Here is a 24,800-nt window from a genome sequence, read left to right on the forward strand (position 1 = left end):
AAGACTTCGAACTTCAGACTTAATACGACTTGGTACTTTTTTTGCGTATCTTGGTAGTTCAAGATTATCTTTCTATGAACCTAAAACGCCTATCGGTTGGAATCCTGATCACCTTAATTGCCGGTGCTACCTTAGCTTTTATAAAACCCGATGATGAACTGGTAACAAAAATCATTGCCCAGCTTGATAAATGGCGCACCGATCATCCGCAGGAAAAAGTTTACCTGCACTTTGATAAGCCTTATTATGCCATTGGCGAGGATATCTGGTTTAAAGCCTATGTTACTATAGGCAGTGAGCATAAGCTTTCGGCTTATAGCGAAACCCTGAATGTTGACCTTATTGATGATAACGATTCGGTAAAACGCAGCCTTAAACTTCCCTTAACAGCCGGCCTGGCCGCGGGCGATTTTGCTTTGGCCGATAGTATGACTGAAGGAAATTACCGCATCCGCGCTTATACCAACTGGATGCGAAACGAAGGAGAGGCCTATTTCTTCAATAAAACCATCAACGTGGTAAACGGAATCAGTAACAAGGTTTTTACTAAAACAACCTATGCCTACAGCACCTTAAACGGCAAACAAAAAGTAACTGCTATTACTACCTATACAGATCTCAACGGTATAGCCTACGTTAATAAACCAGTAAGCTATGAAGTTGAAATAAACGGAAAATCAATCGCCCGGGGGAAAGGTATAACTGATGATAAAGGGAACCTCACAGTCAGCTTCACAACCGGTCAGGCAGTTTCAATAACATCCGGCCATATCAATACCGAGGTTAAATTGGATGAAAAGCATACTATAGCCAAAGCCGTACTTATAAAAACGCTATCAAACAAGGTCGATGTTCAGTTTTTCCCGGAGAGCGGAAATTTAATTAATGGTGTTTTTGAAAAAGTAGCTTTTAAAGCTGTTGGCGTCGACGGGTTAGGGGTTGATATTAAAGGCTTTATTGCCGACGATCAAAACAACCAGGTTGCGCCATTGGGCGATAGCCATTTTGGCATGGGTACTATTACCTTTGAGCCTGAAAGTGGTAAAACTTATAAAGCGCACATTACTTATGCCGATGGCTCTGAAGGTGTTTTCGATTTGCCCAAAGCCGTTGATAACGGCTATGTATTAAGCGTCAACAGCATGCGCGACGATAAGGTGTTTGTATCTATAATCCCTGGTAAAAGCACCAGCAATGGCACGGCCTCATTATCGGGTTTAACGCTGATAGCGCAATCTGGCGGCGAGCTTTGTTATGCAGGCAAAAGTAAGGATGGGGCAACCTCCTTTTCGGCTGCCATCCCTAAAAACAAATTTCCATCGGGCATTGTACAGTTCACCCTGTTTTCGGCAACCGGCGAACCTCTGAATGAGCGCCTCATCTTTGTTCAAAACCCCGATCAGCTTAAGCTTGCCGTTACTTCCGAAAAACAGAACTATAAACCCCGCGAAAAAGTTACTATTAATCTCAACGCTAAAAACAGTGAGGATAAACCCGTTGTGGGTAGTTTTTCGGCATCGGTTATTGATGAATCAAAAGTTACTACTGATGAAGCAAATGAAAGTTCTATATTTTCAACACTGCTGCTCACCTCCGACCTGAAAGGATATATTGAAAAACCGAACTATTACTTTACTAATGTAAGTAACGAAACCAAGGACAACCTTGATGCACTGATGCTTACCCAGGGCTACCATCGCTTTGAGTGGAAACAGCTGCTTGCTGATAAATTTACCCCAATAGTCTTCAAGCCCGAAAAATCGCTGGAAGTAACCGGGCATCTCAAAACTTTTGGTGGCAAGCCTGTACCTAACGGCAAGGTTACCCTTTTTTCAACATCGGGAGGAACTTTTATTATGGATACCGTGGCTGATGCCGAAGGTAAGTTTACTTTTAAAGACCTTGTTTTTAGGGATAGTATCAAGTTTGTGATTCAGGCGCGCACTGCTAAAGACCGCAAAAATCTCGACATCACCCTTGATAATGTAACTCCGCAATCTGTTGGGCCTAATAAAAACGCACCCGATATCCAGGTCAACATCAACGATGGCGCATCGGCCTATCTGTTGAACAGTAAAAAGCTTTATGACGAGCAGGTAAAATACGGTATTGGCAACCACACTATCGTATTAAAGGAAGTAGTGATCCGCGAAAAGCGGGAAAACCCATTTAAAAACTCTTCTAACCTTAATGGACCCGGCAATGCAGATCAAACACTTACCAGCAAAAATCTGATGTACGGTGGTGGAATGCTATCCCAGATTTTACAAGGCAGATTAACCGGTGTGATTTTTCGTAACGGCACGCCTTATTCAACCCGCAGCCCGGGAACTCCCATGCAAATTGTACTTGATGGAACCTATGTAGGAAGCGATTTCCTGGATAACTTAAATGTAAATGATATTGCCACTATTGAAGTTTTACGAAGCATTGGCAACACTGCAATTTATGGCTCAAGGGGAGCTGGCGGCCTTTTGGTTATTACAACCAAGCGCGGCGGTGAAAGTGTTTACAATAGATACGCGCCGGGTATTGTCACCTATGCTCCTAAGGGATATTATAAAGCGCGCGAATTTTATTCGCCTAAATATGATGATCCTAAAACCAATGCCCAAATGCAGGACCTCCGCAGCACCATTTACTGGGCGCCAGGCTTGTTAACTGATAAGGATGGCAATACATCTATGAGCTTCTTTAACGCCGATGCTAAAGGTACATATCGTGTAATAATTGAAGGTATTGATGCCGATGGTAATTTAGGAAGGCAGGTTTATAGATATAAGGTGGAATAATAAAAATAGAATGAGGGTGTAATTAATCTATTTATATTGTGTAAGTCTAATATTAACTAATATATTAGAATAATAACACTTAAACCTTATGAAACCTTTTCGCATAACCCTTTTTGCTATTTTTTTATTATACAGACTTGCATGTACAGCACAAACTAATACTCTGCTTTTAAACAAGGCTGTTAATTCGCTTAATAAGTGGTCGTCAGCCTATGCAACTGAAAAAGTTTATTTACACTTGAATAAACCTAATTATTTGCCGGGTGATACTATTGGGTTTAAAGCCTATACAGTTATCGGCCCGCAACATCAACTATCTGCATTAAGTAGTGTTTTGTATGTGGAGCTTATAAACCCCAAAGATTCTGTAATAAATCGTAAAATATTCAAACTGGCTTCGGGCACAACACGGGGCGAATTCGCATTAGGCAATTCAATCATTGACGGAACTTACCATGTTAGGGCGTATACAAACTGGATGCGAAACGCAGGTACGGACTATTTTTATGATCAATCTTTCCAAATTGGAGGGATCGAAATTTTGACCGGGCAAGCCGCACAGCAGCATTTAATATCGCAACCCGACGTTCAATTCTTTCCGGAAGGCGGATTTCTCATTAATGGCCTTCGTTCAAAAGTAGCCATAAAGGTGTTAAATGCCGCTGGCCTTGGCGAAGATGTAAGTGGTATCATAACAGATAATACGGGAACCGTTGTAACTGAATTTAGCACACAGCATTTAGGGATGGGGGTGTTTGCACTTACACCGCAAAAAGGTAAAAACTATAAAGTACAGATTACTGATAAAAGCGGCACCAAATTTAGTACTGACCTCCCCTTGGCCAAAGATGATGGACTTGTTTTAACTGTCAATAACAGCATGGCCGACTCACTCAGGATAAAGATCACCCCGGGAGCGCCAACATTTGCACAACAACGTGATTCGACGTTTTATTTGATTGGCCAGGTAGCGGGCAAGGTTTATTATACTACTGCCTTTAAATTATCAGAGCAATCGTTTTTAATTAAAGTAGAGAAGAATAGGTTTCCATCCGGCATATTGCAACTTACTTTATTAGGGCCGGATCATAGTCCAATAAATGAACGTGTAGTTTTTATCCGCGGTAATGACAACCTCAAACTGGCTATAAGTGGTGCCGGCGACAAAGCCCGGGGCCGACAAAAAATGTCTATTGATATTAAAGCTGTAGATATCGATAACAAGGCTGTTGTAGGCTCATTTTCGGTAGCGGTAATTAATGAAAGCAGGGTTAGCTTTAATGAAGACGCAGAGCCTACAATAATTAACAATCTGTTATTTACTTCAGATATAAAGGGCTTTATTGAAAAGCCTAATTATTATTTCACAAACATCGACGATAAAAAAAATGCCGATCTTGATATACTAATGCTTACCCAGGGGTACCGGAGGTTTGATTGGCCAAATATTTTAGATGAGAAACTGCCTGCTGTTATTTATAAGCCCGAAGATGCACTAACATTAACCGGAACATTGAAATCATCATCAGGAGGGCTTTTATCTAATGGAAAAATAAGCCTCACATCAACTGCTGATAATTTATTTATTGATACCGTAACAGATGCCAACGGTGATTTTAAATTCAGCAACCTTGATCTTTCCGACACTTCAAAAATAGTGCTCAGGGCACGCAAGCAAAACAACGGGAAAAACGTATCCATTTATGTAAAACAGCCTGACTATCCTGTAATAAATAAGTCTAAGCACGCGGGTGATAATAACGATTTGCTTGATCTATCACCGGAGCAAATCGTAATTCTGCGAATGAATGCTACCGAAATCAGGAAAAAACGACAGATAGATTCTCTTAAAAACGGGGTGCAGCTTAAGGAGGTAAAAATAAAAGGTGAAAAAAATAAAAGCTTGGCGGAATTAAACAGATATGGCACAATACAGGACAGAAAACTTGACATGAGTAAGTTAAGAAATAAAAACTTCAGTTCGTTAGGAGACGCATTGTTTTGGACTGAACCACTTTACTTTGGCCAAAAATCGGCTTACATCCGCAAACCAGCAGCGTCTCCTGTTCAAGCTATTCAAGATACCACCAAGGGGATATTAGTGGATGGTATAAGTTACACACCTGATATCTTAAACAGCTTATTAGCCAGTGAGATTGAAAGCATTCATATAATCGCACCCATTGACCCCAGAGCATCCGCCCCCATCATTGTAATAACTACCAAACGCAAAGCAGGTACAGATACCACCGTACTTAAACAGGTAAATATCACGGCTAAAAGAATCAACAAAAAACCGGACATGAGCTATTCCAAGAACCTGAACGGACCTGGCAATGCTGACCAGGTAATTATGGGTGATAAAATTGGTAGTGGATGCATTCGTTTGTCTGACTGCCTCATTGGGCGCGTTTTTGGTGTTTATTATGATAAAGATGGTAGTCCACGAAATACGAGGGGCGGCGGAAAGATGTCTGTTATTGTTGATGGGAATATCTTAAACGGCTATGCCCTAAATAACGTTAACGCCAATGATATTTATAGTATTGAAGTATTGCGTAGTGGCGCAAGCATAGCGATTTACGGCTCAAGCGTGGGGGCTGGTGCCCTGGTGATCACCACCAAACGCGGGAATAACAATTTTGTAACCAGCGAATCTCCCTCCGGCCTCATAACTTATCCATTTAAAGGATTTTCAAAATCCCGCGTATTTTATTCGCCCAAATACCGGCACACAGCTAATGAAACAGAAGGCACAGATCTGAGAAACGCTATATATTGGCAACCTGGTCTTTTTACAGATAAGGACGGCAAAGCAACGTTTGAATATTTTAATGCAGATACAAAGGGCACTTACCGTATTGTTATTGAAGGCATTGATGCCGATGGTAATTTAGGAAGGCAGGTTTATAGGTATAAGGTGGAATGATATTAAGTCCGCAGTCAGAAAGTCCGAAAGATTTAAGCAATGCTAATGTTTATCTCTTTCGGACTTTATTTTTGGCGAGCAAACTTATTTACTGCTCAAATAATACTTCTCCCAAAAATCAATAGATTTTGACATTTCGCCTGCGCCGCCCGCTGCACCACGGCCCATACCGCCGCCCATGCCACCGCGACCTCCTCTTCCGCCACGGCTGCCACCCATGCCGCCTCCGCCCATTGCTCCTCGTCCGCCGCGACCACCACCGCCGCCAAAGCTGCCACCGTCTTGCTCGCCCCCACCTGTGCCTGCCGGGCGCTGGAAACCGTTGATCTTAAAATTAAAAGCCCACTCATTTTTAAAAGCATCGTTACCGGCGTGGAAAAAGCTTAAGGGTATGGCCGCTTCATAAACCAAATCGCCATTGGCATCGTAATTTATGGCTGTTTTAATGCCGTAGGTATTTGATGTGGTGATCATATCGCCATCAATATCCTTAAACCCAATAACTTTAATATATCGCAGCTTAGTTATCCGCTCGCGCATCAGCTCGTCACGGTCGGCCTGGGTAATTTCGCCGTTATCATCTTTTGGCTTGGCAAACTCCGGCTTTTCATCCGGGGCTGCCAACGGAAAAGTAAGCATAAAACTATCTTTCTTTTTCCCTTTAGGATCAATGCTCAGTGTAATCCCTGCATTTAACACTTTCATCTTATCAAGCCTGTCGCTAATGCGGATAGCTGCATACAGGTAATCCTTATCATTGGCCAGCGCGTAGTTCAGCTTCTTCTCTTCGTTGTAATAACGCAGGCTGTCGCCCCATTCTTTCAGATCGCCATCAATGTTAATATTAGCGGGCGGGCCCTGTAAGCTGTTTTGAGTACTTTGGGCCGATGAATGATGAGATGCCAAAAGTTGTGCAGTTAATGCTAAAACAAAAGCCGGGGATGCTTTTTTCATGTGAAATTTTTTAGGGGTTTTGTGTAACATGATTTTTAAGACCATGGAACACGATTTTAACTTTTTTATTATTGTTTTTGAGTAAATTTGTAGTTACGTATGCCAACTGAAGTACAGGAAGAAACATTTACCCTCGAAGAGTTACTTGCAGGACTTAAAGAGATGCATCGTTTAATACTTTGGAACGATGATTTTAACACTTTTGACCACGTGATCCACTGCATGATGAAATACCTGGATTACTCCGAACCCCAAGCCGAAAAGATAGCATGGAAAGTACATAACGAAGGCAAATGCGCCGTACTGGAAGGCTCCTTTACCGAAATGGAGATCTACCGGAAGATCCTTCAGCAGGAGGGCTTAACAGTTTCAGTAGAATAACACGCTAAAAAATAACCGACATGCTAAAAAGATCATTTTTATTTTTTTTATTAGTCGGTTGGGCAAGCCTGACCGCCTGCGGCCAGGGCAAAAACCTGAAACTGGTAATTATCCGTCATGCCGAAAAGCCCGATGTTGGGGATAACCTTTCGTGCGCCGGGTTTAACCGTTCGCTCAAACTGCCCGAAGTTTTAAAAGCCAAATTCGGTTTGCCCGATCATATTTATGTGCCGGCAATGCACCAGGGTAAATCAACCGCGAGGGTGCGCATGTTCCAAACCATCTCGCCGTTTGCTGCAAAATATAATCTCTCCGTCAACAGTAATTTTGAAGAAGAGGATGATAACGGCGTCGCTAAAGAGCTTACCTCAAAAAAAGGCACCATCCTTATTGTATGGGAACATAATCAAATTAAACCTTTACTGAAAGCTTTAGGCATGAAAGTTAAAGACCTGGAATGGCCCGACAGTGATTTTGACAGTATTTGGATTGTTACTTTCAAAAAAGGCAAACCATCATTAACAATGGATAGAGAAGGGATTACACCGGCTTCGGGGTGTAGTTTTTAAGAATATCACTAAAATCATGTCATTGCGAGCGCAGCGTGGCAATCGCATGCTATACAGAGCGGACTTGCTTACGTGCGATTGCCACGCTGCGCTCGCAATGACATAGAGATTTGTAAATGTAAAACGCCCCGGATTTTCCGGGGCGTTTTGTGTTTTATGTTAACTGATAATTATTCGCTAACCAGGTAATTCCAGCCGCGGGTGTCCGGAACATTACCATATTTAATGGCATCCAGTGTATCAAATACTTTGTTCGAAAACTCACGTGTTTTCGGATCGCTCAGGAAATACTCCTGGCCTTCGTAGCTGATTGAAGCTACAGGAGCTATAGTTGCGGCAGTACCGGCACCAAAGGCATCGGTAAGTTTGCCATTTTTAGCACCTTCAACAATCTCGGCTACAGAAACTTTGCGTTCTTCAACAGTGATACCCCACTCTTTGGCTAAAGCTATAACGGTATCGCGGGTTACACCATCTAATATCGTATCTTTTGCTTCGGCTGTGATCAGTTTACCATCCAGCAGGAACATCGCGTTAGCAGCGCCCATTTCTTCAATAAACTTATGCTCTTTGGCATCAGTCCAAATCAGTTGATCAAAACCTTCTTCAGTTGCTTTGCGGGCCGGCAGCATGGAGCTTCCGTAGTTACCGGCAGCTTTGGCATAACCCATGCCGCCTTCGGCAGCGCGGGTATAGTGTGTTTCAATTTTAACACGCAATGGTTTTGAAAAGTACGGGCCAACGGGGCCAATCAATACCATGTATTTATAAGTTGAAGACGGTGTTACCCCCAGGTACGGATCAGTAGCGAACATGAATGGGCGGATATACAAAGCATGGTTTGGCTTTGAAGGAACCCAGTCGCGGTCAAGGTCAACCAGTGTAGCTATACTTTGCAAAAAGATTTCTTCGGGTAAAGTAGGCATACAAAGGCGCTCGGCCGATTTGTTGAAACGGATAGCATTTTTATCCGGGCGGAAAACGGTAATTTTTCCATCAGCATGTTTATAGGCTTTCAGTCCTTCAAAAAACGCTTGTCCGTAATGAAGTGCTGAAATTGCAGGGCTTAGACCAATTTCGCCGTAGGGAATGACCGAGAGATTTTTCCATTCACCGTCCGCGTAATCGGCCACAAACATGTGGTCAGAAAAAGTTTTTCCAAAAGGTAAGTTGTCAAAGTCCGTTTGCTGCAAACGGGAAGCAGTTGTCCTGCTGATCTTGATGTCCAATGTCTCGGTCATGGCATTAAAAATTAATAAATTATAGAAAATGGCAAGTTAGGCATTTTTATGGCCTACGCCAAAAATTTGCATAGTTAAATGGTGATTATCACATATAAAACATCATTTTGACAATATGATTGCCAGTTCAATTACTACCCAGCACATCATCAACCCAGGCCTTACCCCAGTTTTCTTTTTCCTCTTCGCTCCATACCCAGGGATAAAAGATTCGCTTTTGAAAACGTGGCGGCAGGTACTTTTGCCAGTTAGTGCCGCCTGTTGCCTTAATATCCTCAGGCTCGCGGTTTAGATAACGCACCGCCGATTTATAATGTGAAAGCGGCCAGTTTACATTGACATTGATATCCAGCTGGCGCAATTCGTTACGCAATTCAGGAGTCAGTTGTGATGACGAATCAAATTGTTTAGTCAGCGTATTAAAGTTGTGCTTAACAGCGGCCTTGCCCAGTTCAATAAATGTTTTTGAATATTTTTTCTCGAACTGTTTAAGCGTCAAAGTCTTTTTACCGGTGGAAAGTTCGGTAGCGCCAAACTTCCAGTACAGGTATTCAAATTGCGCTTCAATAGTTGCATGCTGCAGTTCTTCACGTTTATCTTTAGCAACCAGGTTTATAAAATCCGTAGCGTAGATCTCGATCATGCGGTACTGCCCCGACTGAAAACCGCTTGCCGGCAGCAACGACATCCTGAATTTCAGGAACTGCTCTTTCTCCATGCCATCAACCATGATTTCGAACGAGTGGGTTAAGGCACCAAAATACCTGTTGATCCTTTTTAACCGCGCTGTAAAAAACTCGGCTGTCAGCGGCGTTGCTTCGGCAATTTGTTTGCACTCATGCAGGGCCAGCTTAAAATACAATTCAGTTATCTGGTGATAAATGATAAAGATCTCTTCGTCGGGAAAAGGGGTTTTAGGGTTTTGTAAGCTCAACAGGGTATCCAGGTGGATATAATCCCAGTAGGTTAAAAAATCTGCATAAAGCAGGCCATCAAGATATGAGTTCATATCCTGGCCCATAGCTTCGTACTTTTCCTGCAGTTGATTTAGCCGGTCTTCAATTTCGGTAGAGAAATGCATACTTCAAAGGTAATAAAATAGTATACTGCTAAAACATATCCGTATTAGGTTGTTATAATGGATACAAGCCTTATAAATATTATTATGAAGATCAGGAAGATACTCATCGGTATTGATGAAAGCGAATTTTCACGTTATGCGGCGGCCTACGCTTTTGATATAGCCCATACCTATAGTGCCGAAGTTGGTTTGGTACACATCGTTGAACCCATCATTGTTCCCACCGATACCCAGGACGGTTTATTAGGAGGGATGCCATTTGATCCTAATATAAATCTGCCAGGCACAGAATTAGAAACATTGCAAACCGAGCGCTCTGCCGCATTGCTGGATCAGACGGCAAAAGAATGGGGCGAGGGACTGGAAATAGCTCACTTCACCCAATACGGATCTACAGCTGAAGGTATTATTGAATGCAGTAAGGAGTTTAATGCCGACCTGATAGTTTTAGGCACTCACCGCCGTACCGGTATCGATAAATTCTTTTTAGGCAACGTTGCCGAGCAGGTGGTCAACAAATCATTGATCCCTGTATTGGTTGTGCCTTATATTGAAGCGAAAAATTAATATAAAAGCCTGAACTTAATGGTATGCTCAATCGCTTTTAACTCGTTCAACACTTCAGTATCATAGCCTGTATTAACGTCGGTAATTACATACCCTATTTGCGGGTTGGTAACCAGGAATTCACCCACAATGTTAATATTATGGCGGGCAAATACATCGTTAATTTTAGCCAGTATCCCCGGTACGTTTTTATGGATATGAATTAAACGGTGGGCATTGTTAACACGCGGCGGCTGCAGATCGGGGAAATTGCAACTGGTATGTGTTTTACCTTCATTCATGAAAGCCATTACCCTTTTTGGCAAAAAGTCAGTACTGTGCGGGTTATGCCTTGGGTCGTCAAAAATGATGATCCCGTTTTCGGCAGCAGCATCGGCAAGCTTGCGGTTACATTTGCCAAAAATACCAATCACCTTTAACCTGCCTGCATTTTGAACTTGTTCGGCGCTTGGCTGATGTTCTTCGTCGCAAAATAACACACCGGCTTCTTCAAGATATTTTTCTTCAACATCGTCGCGGTGGCGCATGTTGTAACCCTCTTTTTTAAGCTGGTCTAAGGCATCCTCATCCACATTACCCACAACCAAACATTTAATACGGTTTTTAGGGTAGGAGATGGCACGCGGCAGTTTATTCAGATAGAGGAACTCGTCAAAGCTTGGGGTAATATGGTCGGCCTTTTCGGCTACTGATTTACGTTCGATGTTTTCGGTAAAAGCGAAAAACTTTTTGATCATGCCCGATTCCTTTAACTGGAAATCAGAATAACCATCACCGATACCATAAATATCACCCGGTAACTGAAGCTCTTTCAGCAGCTTTACTTTACCGCCCTCCTGCGAAAGCGGGTTTTCGCGGTCGTAACCTATAATATTGCCTTCCTCGTCAAACACGAAAGTGTTGGCGTAGATATTTTCTTTTTTAATGTGGTACTCGGTTACTACCGGTGTAATGAACTCTTTGAACCCACCGGATACGATCAAAACCTCGTCCTGGTGATTTTTAAAGAAGATAGTATTCCGCGAAAAAGAAGTAGAAACTTTCTTTTTAAGATGGCTGATCAGTTGCTTTAAATGATCGCGGTTAGCATTTAGCAATTTTACCCTGCGCTCTAAACTTTCGGTAAACGATAGTTTACCTTCCATCGATGCATTGGTCAAATCTTGTATCTGTTTGTAGATATCTTCGCGGTCGGGGCGATTTTTTAGAGAGATCCGGGCCAGTTCATCAAGGGCCTCAACCTGTGTAAAGGTGCTATCGAAATCAATAATAAAGTACTGTTCCATCTTGGCTGCAAAGGTGCGAAAAAATTTGCTGATAGAACAGGTAGAATTTATAGGTAATTGAAAGCTCTTATTATTTTAACGCCTCACAAATTTCCCCTATCGTCTTACTGATTGGCTTAAACTCAAAGCCTATCGCTTTTTTTATTTTTGAATTATCAAACTCGCGGGTTAATGAAGCCGCTTGTGCCGATGTTTTATCTATAGCCGGAACACCACCGGTTATAGCCGAAACAAAAGCGGCCCCGCGCCAGGCCAGTTCCATCATCCAGGGTTTAGCAAAAATAGCGGGTGGCTTGATGCCGAAACCTTTTGCTATCTCGGTAACCATACCTTTGTAGTCCCGGTTTTCAGCGCTGATGATATAACGCTCGGCCGTAATATCACTGTTCATTAAACCTACCATGCATTTGGCAACATCTTCTACATCAACAAAACCTATGGTGCCCGAGGTATAAAATTTAAGCCCCTTACGTACCGTGTTGAATAAAGCGCCGCTGCCCTGGGTGCCGGCACTCGCGCCAATTATCAACGAGGGATTAACAATAACAGCGTCCAAACCTTCGGCAATACCCCGCCAAACTTCCATTTCGCTTTCCAATTTAGATATGGCATAACCATCATTTTCTGTTGATTGCTCCAGGTGGTGGTTTTCGGTAATTAACTCTCCGGGTTTGGCGGCGCCAATAGCAGCAATTGAGCTTACATGCACCATCCTTATGCCACGTTCATTACAAAGATTAACCAGGTTGGCAGTCCCCGTAACATTGGTATTGATCATCGGCTTTTTATCCGCCTGCTTTAATGATACCCAGGCGGCACAATGGTAAACTTGGGTAACGCCATCAAGAGCATCGGCTAATGCAAAAATATCCATTATATCGGCGTCAACCCAGTCGATGTTTTCCTGGTATGGTAACAGTAACCTTGGGATAACTGAACTTGCCCTTTTGGTGCAGCGGATTCGCTGCCCGGTAGTGGTAACCAATAGTTTTGCCAGTTCGGCCCCGAGAAAACCAGTTGCGCCTGTTATTAAGATCATGATGCAAATGTGAATATTTTTTAGCTCAAAGCAGAAGCCTAAGGCCTAAAGCTTTCTTTTTTAAACTTAAGCAACATGGTAACAAAAGCTTTCTGCTTTTAGCCTTAAGCTTTAGGCTAAAAAATCTGCACATTTGCACATCTGAAATCTGCACATTAAACACTTATGTCATTAGCTGATTTTTTTACGCCGATTGATCTTAAAAAGATAGTTCCTAAAAAAGGCTATTATACCAGCCAGCTTGGCGATAAAATTGTGCATTATTCTGTCGATTTTCCTGATCTGGAGGAGAAAACGGATATTGCCATTATCGGTGTTATGGATGATCGTAATGCAATTGGCAACCCCGGTTGTTCACTTGGCCCTGATTACATCCGCGAAAAATTATACCAGTTAAACGAAGGCGGCTATTCTGTAAAAATTGCCGACCTGGGCAATATCCGTGCCGGCGAAAAGGTAACAGACACCTACTTCGCTGTTAAAACGGTAGTGAGCGAACTGATCAAAAAAGACATCATCCCCGTTATTTTAGGTGGAGGACAGGATCTTACTTACGCCCAGTACCTGGGTTATGAGGAGCTTGAACAGAAAGTTGACCTGGTGGTAATCGATTCGCATTTTGATTTGGATGAAGATAATCACGGCGAAAGTATTGAAACTACTTCTGCTTCCTATCTCAACAAAATATTCCTGCATGATCCCAATTACCTTTTTAACTTCAGCAACCTTGGCTACCAAACCTATTTTGTAAGCCAGGACAGCCTGCGGGTAATGGACAAACTTTATTTTGATGTACACCGTTTAGGCGAACTGAGCGGCAATATTGCTGTTACTGAACCTGCCATCCGTAATGCCAGCATGGTGAGTTTCGATATCGGTGCTATCCGGGCTGCCGATGCCATGGGGAATGCCAATGCCACGCCAAATGGTTTTTATGGCGAAGAAGCCTGCCAGCTCTGCCGTTACGCGGGCTTTAATGATAAACTTACTTCGATAGGTTTTTATGAATTTAACCCGGCTTTTGACAGTAACGGGCAAACCGCCTGGCAGCTGGCGCAAATGATCTGGTATTTTATTGACGGTTTTTATAACCGCAAGCGCGATTTTCCGCTTAACCCTAAATCCCAATACCTTATTTATAAAACCAGCTTAACCCACGACGACCAGGAAGTAATATTTGTAAAAAGTAAAAAATCCGACCGCTGGTGGATGCAGGTGCCCTACCCGTCGGCAGGTTCGCCTAATGAGCGTTTTCATTTGGTACCCTGCAGCTATGCCGATTACAAAACAGCAACATCCGGCGAATTACCGGATCTTTGGTGGCGCACATATCAAAAATTAAACTGATATTCACAATTTTAACCCTTGCTCAGACGTTAGCAGCGTAGAGTTTTTATATATTTTAATGAAGAAATTATTTTTTTACATAGCCGCCATGCTGCCGGTAACGGCGCTTGCACAGGCTACAGACACCTTTGTTATTAATGGTAAATTAGGCAATGTCACCACACCCGCCAAAGTATATTTATCGTACCAACTGGGTGCTAATAATGTTACCGATTCGGCCAATGTGGTTAACGGTGCATTTTCATTTACCGGTACGATATTTAACCCCGTTAATGCCACATTAGCTGTTAACTACAAGGGTTTACCCCTCGAAAAATTTATCGATGGTAACTATAAATATGCCGATAACGGCAGCCTGATTTCAAAGACGGCCGACGACATAGATTTTTTCCTGGAAAAAGGTACCATTGTCATCACCAGTAAAGATTCGATAGATAAAGCGCAGATCACAGGTTCGCAACTTAATACAGATAATGTAAAACTCCAGGCTCAGTTAAAAGCCATCAATCAAAAAGGAGAAAAACTGATGGCTGAGGCTAGGGCAGCAACGCCGGAGCAGCAAAAATCGGCAGCTTTCAGGAGTGCCATGCAGGCAAGGTATAAAGCCCTGCAAACAGAGCAAAAAACAACCTTGAAAAGCTTTATTGCAGCCAACCCCGATAGTTATTTAAGTTTACTTGCACTAACCTCGGTGAGCGGACCGGCCCCAGACCTTAGCGAAGTTGAGCCATTATACAATTCGTTATCTCAAAAAATCAAAGATACCGAAGCCGGTAAAATGATGAAGGTGCAGCTCGACGCCCTAAAAGTTACGGCTATTGGCTCCGAAGCTCCTGATTTTATACAAAACGACGTTAACGGAACACCTGTAAAGCTATCGTCGTTCAGGGGCAAGTATGTGTTACTTGATTTTTGGGCATCATGGTGCGGTCCCTGCCGCCAGGAAAACCCGAACGTGGTACGTAACTATGCAAGGTTCAAAAACAAAAACTTTACGGTAGTTGGGGTTTCGTTGGATAGGCCCGACGGCAAATCGGCATGGCTGGCTGCCATTAAAAGCGACGGATTGGAATGGACGCAATTATCTGATCTTAAATTCTGGAACAACCAGGCTGCGGCTTTGTACTCGGTAACATCTATCCCTCAAAACTTCCTGATCGATCCGCAGGGAAAAATCATTGCAAAAAATCTGCGCGGCGAAGATCTTGATGCCAAACTGGAACAGCTATTTGGAAAATACAATTAATTGATAATATGGCCCCTGCCAGGGCAATATTAATTAATATGTCATATTCACCGTTGAATTAGCCGGATATTTAATACCCGGCTAATTTTATTATATTGCGATATGAACTTGACCTCAATTAAAAAAATAGCTTTAACAGCAATTGCAAGCGCCCCTGCTTTAGCTTTTGCCCAGGATGCCCAATATACTGTGCAAGGTAAAATTGGCGACTATAACGCACCGGCGAAAGTCTATGTGCAATATCGTAAAGATGGAAAAACGGTTGTCGATTCGGCAGTATTGAACGGAGGAGCCTTTAAATTTACCGGTAAAACAAGCACAACAACACCTGTAAGCGGTTATATTTTGTTTAACCCCAAAGGTACCGGTCTGCATAGCTCAGAAGATTATCGTTCCATTTACCTTGAACCAGGTACCATCAACGTAAGCGCCCCTGATAAAATTGCTGATGCCAAAATAGAAGGTACCAAAACCAATAACGATAACGAAAAATATAACCTGGCCGAAAAACCGATTAATGATGCCTATGAGGCGCTTTCCGCAAAACGTAAAACCGCCACGCCGGAGCAAATGGCCGAACTAAATGCCGAAGAAAAAAAGATCGACGACCAGGACGCACAGGTAAATAAAAAGTTTATCCAGGAAAACCCCGATTCATACGTAAGCCTTAACGCGCTTGAATCATATGCCTACAGTGCCGATTACGTAGATATTGCCCCATTGTTTAACAGCTTCAGTCCTGCTATTAAAGCAACCGAAGCAGGCAAGAAATTTGCCGAACGCCTGCCAAAATTAAAAGCTGTGGCATTAGGCGCAACCGCCCCCGAGTTTGCCGAAGCTGATACTGCCGGTAAAATGGTTAGCCTGTCATCATTTCGTGGTAAATATGTACTGATAGATTTCTGGGCATCATGGTGCGGCCCTTGCCGTCGCGAAAATCCTAATGTGGTAAAGGCTTACAACGCTTATAAAGGCAAAAACTTTACCATACTTGGCGTGTCGCTCGACAGGCCGAATGCGAAAGATAAATGGTTGGCAGCTATCCACAAAGATGGCCTTACCTGGAACCATGTATCCGATCTTAAATTCTGGGACAGTAAAGCAGCCGATCTGTATGCAGTACGCGGAATTCCTCAAAACTTTTTGTTAGATCCTAACGGAAAGATCATAGGAAAAAACCTGCGGGGTGAAGATCTGGAGAATAAGCTTGCGGAGATTTTTGGAAAGATCTAATCATATTATTGAAGTCATTGACCGTAAAAGCCCTGGTAAAATTGATTTTGCCAGGGCTTTTCTGTTTAGTTTTTCAGATTTGCTTAAACACAAAGAACAAGCTTTACCGAAAATCGCACCACTTATAAGCTGTTTATAAACGGATGAAAATATTTCTGTAGAGACGCATAATTGCGTCTCCCGGAGGACAAGCTAATTTCAAAAGCTTATCACGTATCGTAAATTGCAAGTGGGAGACGCAATTATGCGTCTCTACATTCAAAAACTATTGTTTTTAAACAGCGACCTACAGTGTCAACATATTTACAAACCTCCGATATTCTTTTACGGGTATAAACACCTATTTTTGAAGACGTCCCTGAACATCAACCTATGTTAAAACCGTTTACGCTAATAACTTTCGCGCTGGCAGCAGCTATCACTGCACACGCACAAAATAAGATCAAGCCTAACAGAGATACCACCGAGCTTAAACCGGTGATCATCAAAGGTTACCTGAGCGACCAGCCTGTGATAAGCGTACCGGCGTCGGTAAGTGTGCTTAATGCAGCCCAGCTCAGGATCCAGCCTGATAATTCATTTGTAAATGCCTTAAATACGGTTCCGGGGATACGTACCGAGGAGCGTTCGCCAGGCAGTTATCGTTTATCCATCAGGGGCAGTTTATTACGTTCGCCTTTTGGCGTGAGGGACGTAAAGATCTATTTTGACGATATCCCGCTTACCGACGCCGGCGGCAACAGTTATTTAAATGCCATTGATATAGCGGCCATACAAAAGATTGAAATATTAAAGGGCCCGGATGGCAGCTTATTTGGGGCAAACTCAGGCGGGGTAGTCATTCTTAGTCCGCTTAACCGGTATAACGACAGTACCTATATTTCGGCCGGGATAAATGGCGGTTCATACGGGTTGTTTCATGAAAAAGCAGCAGTACAATTAAAAACTACCAATTACCTGCTCAACATTAACCAAAGCTTTCAAACCTATCATGGCTACAGGCAAAACAGCGATACCCACCGCAACTACCTGCAACTGGCCGATAGCTGGAACTACAGCGGCAAAAACACCTTAAAAGCATTGGGCATTTATTCCGACCTGGCCTATCAAACACCGGGTGGCTTAAACCTGGCCCAGTATACCGCCAATCCGAGATTAGCCCGCCAGCCTACGGCAACTTTGCCCGGGGCTATTCAGCAACGCATAGGTATTACTACCAAAATGTATTTAGGCGGCTTAACCAACGAATATCATTTTAACGACCACATCCGCAACGTGCTGGCTGTGTTTGGCAATCACGTTGATTTTGCCAATCCTTTTATCACCAACTACGAACAGCGTAGTGAAAACACCTATGGTTTCCGTACTTATTTTGAACTAACCGGCGATAAGAAACCCAATTTAAACTGGAAAGTTGACCTCGGTTTTGAATGGCAGCAAACCAACTCGCACATTGCCAATTATGGTAATAAGAAGGGGGTAAAAGATACCACCCAAACCGTTGATGATATCCACACCAACCAGCATTTTGTATTTGCCCGTTATGCTGCCGATGTGTATAAACGTCTGCATATTGAAGCCGCGGTAAGCTTAAACGATTATGGTTATGATTTTAAAAACCTGTATCCGCTTAATCAAAGCAACTTTACTAACCGAAACTTTAGCGCGCAATTGATGCCGAGGCTGGCTTTATCATACCAGTTCATTAACGCATTGGCGTGGCGGGCAAGTGTAAGTCGCGGTTATTCAAGTCCTACAACTGCCGAGGTACGGCCAACTGATAATAGTGTAAACACAAGCCTGCAGGCCCAATACGGCTGGAATTATGAAACAGGTTTCCGCCTGCGCAATAGCGACGAAACTTTTATGCTGGATGCATCTGTTTACTACTATCGCTTAAACAATGCCATAGTACGCCGCCTAAATGCTAATGAAACCGAACATTATATCAACGCCGGTGGCACCAACCAGTTAGGCACCGAAGCGTCATTATACTATTGGATTATTCGCCCAAACAGGTATAACTTCATCCGTGGGCTACAACTCAACGGATCTTTTACGTACAGTCATTTCCGGTTTAGGGATTATATGGTTACCAATGCCAATTATTCGGGTAACAGGCTAACGGGCGTACCTAAAAACGTATTTGTGAGCAGCCTGCAGATCAGGTTCCCTGAAAGTATTGCATTATTTGTTCAGCATACCTTTACTTCAAAAATTCCGCTGAACGATGCAAGCACCGTATATGCGCCAAAATATAACCTGTTGCAGTCCCGCGTTAGCTATCAGCCAACCATTGGCCGTAAAATCCGTTTTGAAATATTTGCTGCCGCGGATAATTTACTGAATCAGAAATATAGCCTTGGTAATGATTTGAATGCTGTAGGTAACCGATATTATAATGCAGCTCCGCTGAGGAATTACTCGGTTGGGATGAATTTTATGTATTAGATGGTTAATAGTTGATGGTTCATAGATCATAGTAATCGCCGACTACGCTCGCCTTAATCAATAAAAACCCGGAAGGTAAAACCATGTCATTGCGAGGAACGAAGCAATCGCACGAAAGCAGAGCGGCTCTGTAATGTATGCGATTGCTTCGTTCCTCGCAATGACATGATTTTAATATGAACACGGCCTTTTTTAAAGCTTGCAAACTGCAAACTGAATTACGGATTCAAATTGTTATTACCTCCCTCAGCAATATTACTTCCCCTGCCTTTCGGATCAAAAGCGCGGAATTTGATAACGCCGCCATTGTAGTTAACAGGGCCAGTGTAAACCTTACTACCAGCGTCAGGATCTTTACCATTGGTTGTATACCGGATGGTTAAACCCGGGAACTCCACATTACTAAAATATTTACCATCCTGCAGGCTGATCCCTGGCTTAGGCACACGGTAATCATAGCCACCGTTATAATAAGAGAGGCGGGGCAGTTCACGTTTGCCTAACACATTTAAAAAATTTGACCAGGCAGCCTGGTATGCTTCTTTACTTTTTACAGGGTCTTTTTCGGTGGCCCATGCCGGGTCTTGCGCCCAGGCACGTTCAGCCAGGCCAAGCAGCCTCGGGAAAATCATGTATTCCATTCTTTCGGGGCCTTTCACTGTTTCGGCCCATAAGGCACCTTGCAAGCCTACTATATTGCTTTTACCATAATCGGTAAGGCGTTGCTTGCCGATGAAGATATTCCTGTTTATCGGGTTGCCTTGCTTATCAACGTCGGCATTTTTAAAATAATCGTAGGGAATAAATGAGAAGAATTTATCAATGCCTAAAAACGCGCCCCAGTAATAGCCCGGCTCATCAAATGATTTGTAATTGGCCATATCAAAATATAGGTTGGTAACGCAGGTTAGCACTACTTTGTAACCACCATTAGCCAAACGGTAAGCCAAATCTTCCTGCCCTCCGCCTAATACGTTGTTCCAAACATCAACCTGTAGGTGTTCTTTTGTAAAATCCGGATTTGGTACGTAAGCCGGCTGACCGTCGAGGGTTGTTTTACGCAGCGCCATTTCTTCCCAACCCGACAGGCGGATACCTTTCGCTTTCAGGATTTCATTAATCCTTCCGTAGAAATAATACCAAAGATCATTAGTGCTCTGTATTTCGGGATGGGTAGACTTAAGCGCTGCATAAGCAGGTGATTTTTCCCACACATTGGCAGGGACCTCATCGCCACCGAAGTGGATGGTGGGCAGTGGCGCTTCGGCTTCTTTGTAAGTGCTGATGAGGTCATTTACAACAGTCTCCACAAAGTTATAGGTTGAAGGGAGCGATACATCAATCACGTTATCGTTCCAGTATTGTACCGAGCGATACTCAGATTTATCATTGGGATCATACAGTAAATATTTTTCAGCTTCAGCCTTTTTGCCTTCGGCCATTAATCGGTCATAGCGAGCGTTCATTGCTTTAATAGCTCCGCGGGCGTGCCCCGGTGTTTCAATTTCAGGTACTACAGTGATATGATGGTCATTGGCGTATTTCAGGATCTCGATATAATCTGCTTTCGTATAATAGCCGGTGCCAAAAGGGTTATTAATCTCCGGGCCAGAGCCGTGCGACGGTGGCAGGTGGCGTTTGCTATCAAGGGTATGCCCACGTTTCGAGCTGACAGCAGTAAGCTCAGGCAGCGCAGGAATCTCTATTCTCCATCCCTCATCATCCGTTAAATGCAGGTGCAACACATTAAGCTTGTACAGGCTCATCGCTTCCAGTAATTTCAACACCTGCTGTTTTGACTGAAAGTTACGGGCTACATCAAGCATTACGGCACGATACGCAAAACGAGGGGCATCGGTAACTTCAACGCATGGAATTTGTACCGATGATGGCGTTTTAGCTAAAGCGCTCGCCGGGATCAGGCTTTTGAATGATTGAATACCATAATAGATGCCGGTATTTGCAGATGCGCGGATAACCACAGTGGTTGGTTTTACACTTAGCTCGTAAGCTTCATTGCCCAAACCGGCTTTGTATTCAAATGAAATAACTTTACCCGGTTTTCCTGTTTCCTTTTTTCCGAAGATGCCGCCAATGTAATTACGTAAAACAGCTGCTTCTTTGCTGAACCGCGCATCGGCAGATGAAACTTGAGCGCCCGCAGCGAACGAAAAACTGCCGCTGCTTAGGCTATAACTTACCGGTGTAGGGAAAACTTTCAGTAACTGATCGGCAGGAATATCGGCAACCGTTTTATTCCTGTCATAAACAATTTCGGGGGTTATTAAGCCCTGGTAAGTTGGTTTGTACGGCGTAATATCATATGAGCCGAAAGAATAGCCTTTTTCAGGGGCATTATCCCAAACAAGGTATGGCCCTTCAGGTGCATCGGTAATGTTTACCACAGGGTCATCGCACACAAATTCAATGCGGGAGGTTTCGCCGGGTTTCAGGTCTTTGAAGCCGGATGTTGGGGTTATGCTGTATAAGTCGCCGTTAACCTGTTCAATCAGGGCGTTATTGCTAACGGCCGTTTTGGTAAAACCGCGCCCCGAATTAAAGTAGATCTTCCATCCCCCTGCAGGCAAAACCTCATGACTTTTATTGGTAATCACCAGTGCGGTGAGGGCTTGGTTTTTATTTTGATAGTTATTGTCCATTACCTGCCAGGTGAGGTGCAGGTTGGTTACGTTCGGTTTTTTATCATCACTAATTTTAAAACCGCTGCATACAAAAACCGCGGCGATAACCACCAGCGTAAAAATTTTGTTCATAATTGATCCTGTGCCTGGGAGATAGCAGACAGGTAAATATATTACTTTTTAAATTATTTTAATAAGTGTTTTTTATAGAGACAGACCACAGGTTACGCTATCGCTAAACCTGCGGCAGTAGTGACTCAAGACTTAAAGGGAAAACTTAATCCACCCTTCCCCTTCATAACCAAATATGAATTGCTTAGGGCGGATGATTTCGGCCAGGATCTCTATTGAGTCGACAATCCTTGGGCTAGGACGATTGAAATACTGGTTGCCATCGGCAATATAAAACCTATCGTTTTTTACTGCTTTGAGTGATGCAAAACCCGGGCGGTCCAAAAGGAGGTTTATCTCACGCATGGTGCGTTCAATACTGAAGCCGCAAGGCATCACCACAATAATTTCCGGGTCCTGCTGCAGGATCTCATCCCACTCAATATATGGTGAGTGCTTGCCGTCCTGTGCCAAAACAGGCGTTCCGCCGGCTATGTTTACCAGGCCTGGTACCCAGTTGCCGGATATCATTACTGGCTCCAGCCATTCAATACAGGCAACGGTGGGTTTGCTGTCTATAAATTTCAGTTTATGCTTAATAATGTCAACCCGTTCCTGCAGGCTTTCAAGCAGTTCGGCACCGGCCGCGGGCACGTTCAGTGCATTGGCAACGGTAACAATGTCGTTAAAAATATCATCGAGACTGTTAGGCTGCAGGGATATAATTTGTGCCTGTTTATCCAGGTAGTTTTCAAGCGCTTCTTCAACATCTTTTAACGATACGGCGCAAACCTCGCACTGGGCTTGTGTTATCACTACATCAGGTGAAAGTGCTTTAATTTGTTCCCGTTTTACGGTATAAACCGAGAGCGCATCGGCCAGGATCTCTTTCACTTTTATATCAATATCGGCGCTGCTCAAACCATCCGGAAAATTAGCTTCAGTACATATGGGTAATTCTTTAACAGATGCCGGAAAATCGCATTCGTGCGAACGCCCCACCAGGTTTTTCTCTAATCCTAAAGCACAAATTATCTCGGTAGCGGCCGGCAGTAATGAAACTATTTTTTCAGTTGGCATGTTAACACGTTTAAAGTTTGCAAATGTAAGGAAGATTCTGAACCGGGATTAAACGGATTTGTCAGATTATTGGATTCTAATGCCGACATCGGACAATACTCAAATCCTATAAATCGTGGTTCAGACAATAATTTGCCAACTCCAATTAACAACCTATCTTTGCTGCAATGATATTTTTGACTTTTTTCATCGGGCTTATAGCTAATTTCATAGGCTATATACCACCCGGCAATATAAACCTAACTTTAGTACAGATCACTATAAACCGTGGCATAAAAGAGGCTGTACGTTTTATTACAGCTTTTTCGGCAGTTGAATTTTTCTTTACCTATTTTATTATGCATGCTGCCCGCTGGCTTTCGGGACAATTGAAATTGGGCACCATCATCGACTGGATCATGGTGGTTTTGTTTGGTGTAATGGGTTATATCACCTGGATTCATCGCAATGCCCCACCTAAAGCCAATTACTCTGAACACGCCAGTATTAAATACGGTATTTTATTAGGCTTTCTAAACCCCATGCAGGTACCCTTCTGGATGGTTACAGGCACATACCTCATTACGCATGAATGGATCCTTGATGGCCGCGTAGCTCTTGTTATTTTTAGTCTGGGTTCGGCAGCAGGTGCTTTTTTATGCCTGTTTATCTATGCCAAATTCGCTAAATACATACAGGAAAGATTTGCGTTAAGCACCAGGCTTATCAATACCAGCATAGCTATATTATTTTTTGCTTTTGCAGTGTATCACGTTGTAAAGCAGATTTATCTGTCGTTTTTCAAACACTAAAAATCTTGATTTTCTTGACTTAAGGATTGCCTGATACGATTAATGCCAAATTCAAGGTAATCCTCAAATCCTAAAAATCATGGTTCAATTCATGACTTTCAACACATCAACCTTATCCTGGGCCAGCTGAACTTTCAACTCGTCGAGCGATGAAAACTTAACATCACCCCGGATGTAGTGGTGAAACTCCATACGGATAGTCTGATTATAGATCTCTTCGTTAAAGTCAAAGATGTTTACTTCGATATTGCGGCTAAGGCCATTGACCGTTGGGCGACTGCCGATGTAGGCCATCCCTTTATATTTCTGATCAGCTATAATTACTGTTACCGCAAAAATACCATCGCATGGAATAAGCTTATATTTTTCTTCAACCACGATATTGGCTGTCGGATAACCAAGCTGACGGCCGATCTGATCGCCGCGGACAACCTTTCCGGTAATAAAGAAAGGATAGCCTAAAAAGGCATTAGCCAAATGAATATCGCCGCTTAACAGGGCGTTGCGGATACGGGTTGAGCTGATGGCCACCTCGTTGATGTCCTGTTCGGGAATTTCTACCACATCAAAACCATACACAGGGCTAAGGCGCTGCAGGTCTTCAAAGCCGCCCTGCCTGTCTTTACCGAAGCGATGGTCATAGCCTATTACTATTTTTTTTGTACCGATTTTGTTAACCAGCACATCGCGGATATAGCTTTCGGCGGATTGATTGGAGAAATCTCTTGAAAAAGGGGTTATAATGAGATGGTCAACCCCGATACGTTCCATTAGGTCGGCCTTTTCGGCAATGGTGGTTATCAGTTTCAGGCTTTCATCTTCCGGGTGCAGGATCATACGCGGGTGCGGAAAAAAAGTAAGGATCACCGTTTCGCCTCCTGTGCTTTCGGCCAGCTCCTTAATGCCTGAGATAATTTTACGGTGCCCTAAGTGTACCCCATCAAATGTACCGATGGTGACTACTGCATTGTTTACCGCTGTAAATTCGTCGATATTATTGTAAACCCTCATTTATGAGTAAAACACAAAGTTAATTTTTAGTTGATGGGATTAAAAACCG

18 protein-coding genes are annotated in these 24,800 nt (G+C 43.2%); 10 read left to right on the forward strand and 8 right to left on the reverse strand.

Features of this window, described 5'->3' with window-relative positions:
• The first annotated feature begins 74 nt into the window (after positions 1-74).
• Both J3L18_RS28120 and J3L18_RS28125 read left to right on the forward strand, forming a co-directional pair.
• Positions 75-2,792, forward strand: coding sequence for a TonB-dependent receptor plug domain-containing protein (locus tag J3L18_RS28120; RefSeq protein WP_129567974.1), 2,718 nt, complete (start codon positions 75-77; stop codon positions 2,790-2,792).
• An 88-nt stretch (positions 2,793-2,880) separates the two neighbouring features.
• Positions 2,881-5,721: a hypothetical protein gene (locus tag J3L18_RS28125; protein ID WP_129567975.1), complete on the forward strand. Its 2,841-nt coding sequence runs from the start codon at positions 2,881-2,883 to the stop codon at positions 5,719-5,721.
• An 84-nt stretch (positions 5,722-5,805) separates the two neighbouring features.
• Here J3L18_RS28125 and J3L18_RS28130 read toward each other — a convergent pair whose 3' ends face one another.
• Positions 5,806-6,675 carry a DOMON domain-containing protein gene (locus J3L18_RS28130; RefSeq protein ID WP_129567976.1) on the reverse strand — a complete coding sequence of 290 codons (870 nt, stop codon included), beginning with the start codon at positions 6,673-6,675 and terminating at the stop codon, positions 5,806-5,808.
• A gap of 99 nt (positions 6,676-6,774) precedes the next feature.
• Between J3L18_RS28130 and J3L18_RS28135 the strand changes: the two genes are divergently transcribed.
• Both J3L18_RS28135 and J3L18_RS28140 read left to right on the forward strand, forming a co-directional pair.
• Positions 6,775-7,056, forward strand: a complete 282-nt coding sequence (locus J3L18_RS28135; protein ID WP_090530789.1) for an ATP-dependent Clp protease adaptor ClpS — start codon at positions 6,775-6,777, stop codon at positions 7,054-7,056.
• Between the two features lie 20 nt (positions 7,057-7,076).
• Positions 7,077-7,625, forward strand: a complete 549-nt coding sequence (locus tag J3L18_RS28140; protein WP_208102367.1) for a histidine phosphatase family protein — start codon at positions 7,077-7,079, stop codon at positions 7,623-7,625.
• 170 nt (positions 7,626-7,795) lie between these two features.
• Here J3L18_RS28140 and J3L18_RS28145 read toward each other — a convergent pair whose 3' ends face one another.
• Both J3L18_RS28145 and J3L18_RS28150 read right to left on the reverse strand, forming a co-directional pair.
• Positions 7,796-8,866 carry a branched-chain amino acid aminotransferase gene (locus J3L18_RS28145; protein WP_112657100.1) on the reverse strand — a complete coding sequence of 357 codons (1,071 nt, stop codon included), beginning with the start codon at positions 8,864-8,866 and terminating at the stop codon, positions 7,796-7,798.
• 127 nt (positions 8,867-8,993) lie between these two features.
• The gene (locus J3L18_RS28150; protein ID WP_129567977.1) at positions 8,994-9,947 is read right to left on the reverse strand and encodes a tryptophan 2,3-dioxygenase family protein; all 954 of its coding nucleotides are present in this window, start codon (positions 9,945-9,947) and stop codon (positions 8,994-8,996) included.
• Between the two features lie 84 nt (positions 9,948-10,031).
• Between J3L18_RS28150 and J3L18_RS28155 the strand changes: the two genes are divergently transcribed.
• Positions 10,032-10,514: a universal stress protein gene (locus J3L18_RS28155; protein ID WP_189549054.1), complete on the forward strand. Its 483-nt coding sequence runs from the start codon at positions 10,032-10,034 to the stop codon at positions 10,512-10,514.
• Here the strand turns inward: J3L18_RS28155 and J3L18_RS28160 are convergent.
• Positions 10,511-11,800, reverse strand: coding sequence for an HAD-IB family phosphatase (locus J3L18_RS28160; RefSeq protein WP_129567979.1), 1,290 nt, complete (start codon positions 11,798-11,800; stop codon positions 10,511-10,513). The two genes, J3L18_RS28155 and J3L18_RS28160, sit on opposite strands and share 4 nt — an antisense overlap.
• Positions 11,801-11,870: 70 nt before the next feature.
• Positions 11,871-12,839, reverse strand: coding sequence for an NAD-dependent epimerase/dehydratase family protein (locus J3L18_RS28165; protein ID WP_091167429.1), 969 nt, complete (start codon positions 12,837-12,839; stop codon positions 11,871-11,873).
• A 165-nt stretch (positions 12,840-13,004) separates the two neighbouring features.
• Between J3L18_RS28165 and J3L18_RS28170 the strand changes: the two genes are divergently transcribed.
• The 4 genes from J3L18_RS28170 to J3L18_RS28185 all read left to right on the forward strand — a co-directional run bounded on the left by J3L18_RS28170 (position 13,005) and on the right by J3L18_RS28185 (position 19,116).
• Positions 13,005-14,186, forward strand: coding sequence for a formimidoylglutamase (locus J3L18_RS28170; protein ID WP_129567980.1), 1,182 nt, complete (start codon positions 13,005-13,007; stop codon positions 14,184-14,186).
• A gap of 58 nt (positions 14,187-14,244) precedes the next feature.
• Positions 14,245-15,432: a TlpA disulfide reductase family protein gene (locus J3L18_RS28175; RefSeq protein WP_129567981.1), complete on the forward strand. Its 1,188-nt coding sequence runs from the start codon at positions 14,245-14,247 to the stop codon at positions 15,430-15,432.
• Between the two features lie 102 nt (positions 15,433-15,534).
• Entirely contained in the window at positions 15,535-16,665 is a 1,131-nt protein-coding gene (locus J3L18_RS28180; RefSeq protein WP_129567982.1) for a TlpA disulfide reductase family protein, read from the forward strand.
• 372 nt (positions 16,666-17,037) lie between these two features.
• A complete protein-coding gene (locus J3L18_RS28185) occupies positions 17,038-19,116 on the forward strand; it encodes a TonB-dependent receptor (RefSeq protein ID WP_129567983.1) in 2,079 nt (692 codons plus the stop codon).
• 218 nt (positions 19,117-19,334) lie between these two features.
• Here the strand turns inward: J3L18_RS28185 and J3L18_RS28190 are convergent, their stop codons facing one another.
• Together J3L18_RS28190 and J3L18_RS28195 are read right to left on the reverse strand one after the other, a co-directional pair.
• The gene (locus tag J3L18_RS28190; protein WP_129567984.1) at positions 19,335-21,890 is read right to left on the reverse strand and encodes a family 20 glycosylhydrolase; all 2,556 of its coding nucleotides are present in this window, start codon (positions 21,888-21,890) and stop codon (positions 19,335-19,337) included.
• A 132-nt stretch (positions 21,891-22,022) separates the two neighbouring features.
• Positions 22,023-22,949: a cobalamin-binding protein gene (locus tag J3L18_RS28195; RefSeq protein ID WP_129567985.1), complete on the reverse strand. Its 927-nt coding sequence runs from the start codon at positions 22,947-22,949 to the stop codon at positions 22,023-22,025.
• Positions 22,950-23,116: 167 nt separating this feature from the next.
• On the opposite strand from J3L18_RS28195, the gene J3L18_RS28200 reads away from it, so the two are divergent.
• Complete coding sequence (locus J3L18_RS28200; protein ID WP_091167448.1) at positions 23,117-23,740, forward strand: LysE family transporter; 624 nt, start codon at positions 23,117-23,119, stop codon at positions 23,738-23,740.
• Positions 23,741-23,824: 84 nt separating this feature from the next.
• Here J3L18_RS28200 and J3L18_RS28205 read toward each other — a convergent pair whose 3' ends face one another.
• On the reverse strand, positions 23,825-24,751 hold the full coding sequence (locus tag J3L18_RS28205; RefSeq protein ID WP_129567986.1) for a bifunctional riboflavin kinase/FAD synthetase: 927 nt from the start codon (positions 24,749-24,751) through the stop codon (positions 23,825-23,827).
• Positions 24,752-24,800 lie beyond the last annotated feature (49 nt).

It is taken from the genome of Mucilaginibacter gossypii, from assembly GCF_017569325.2.
Lineage (GTDB): Bacteria > Bacteroidota > Bacteroidia > Sphingobacteriales > Sphingobacteriaceae > Mucilaginibacter > Mucilaginibacter gossypii.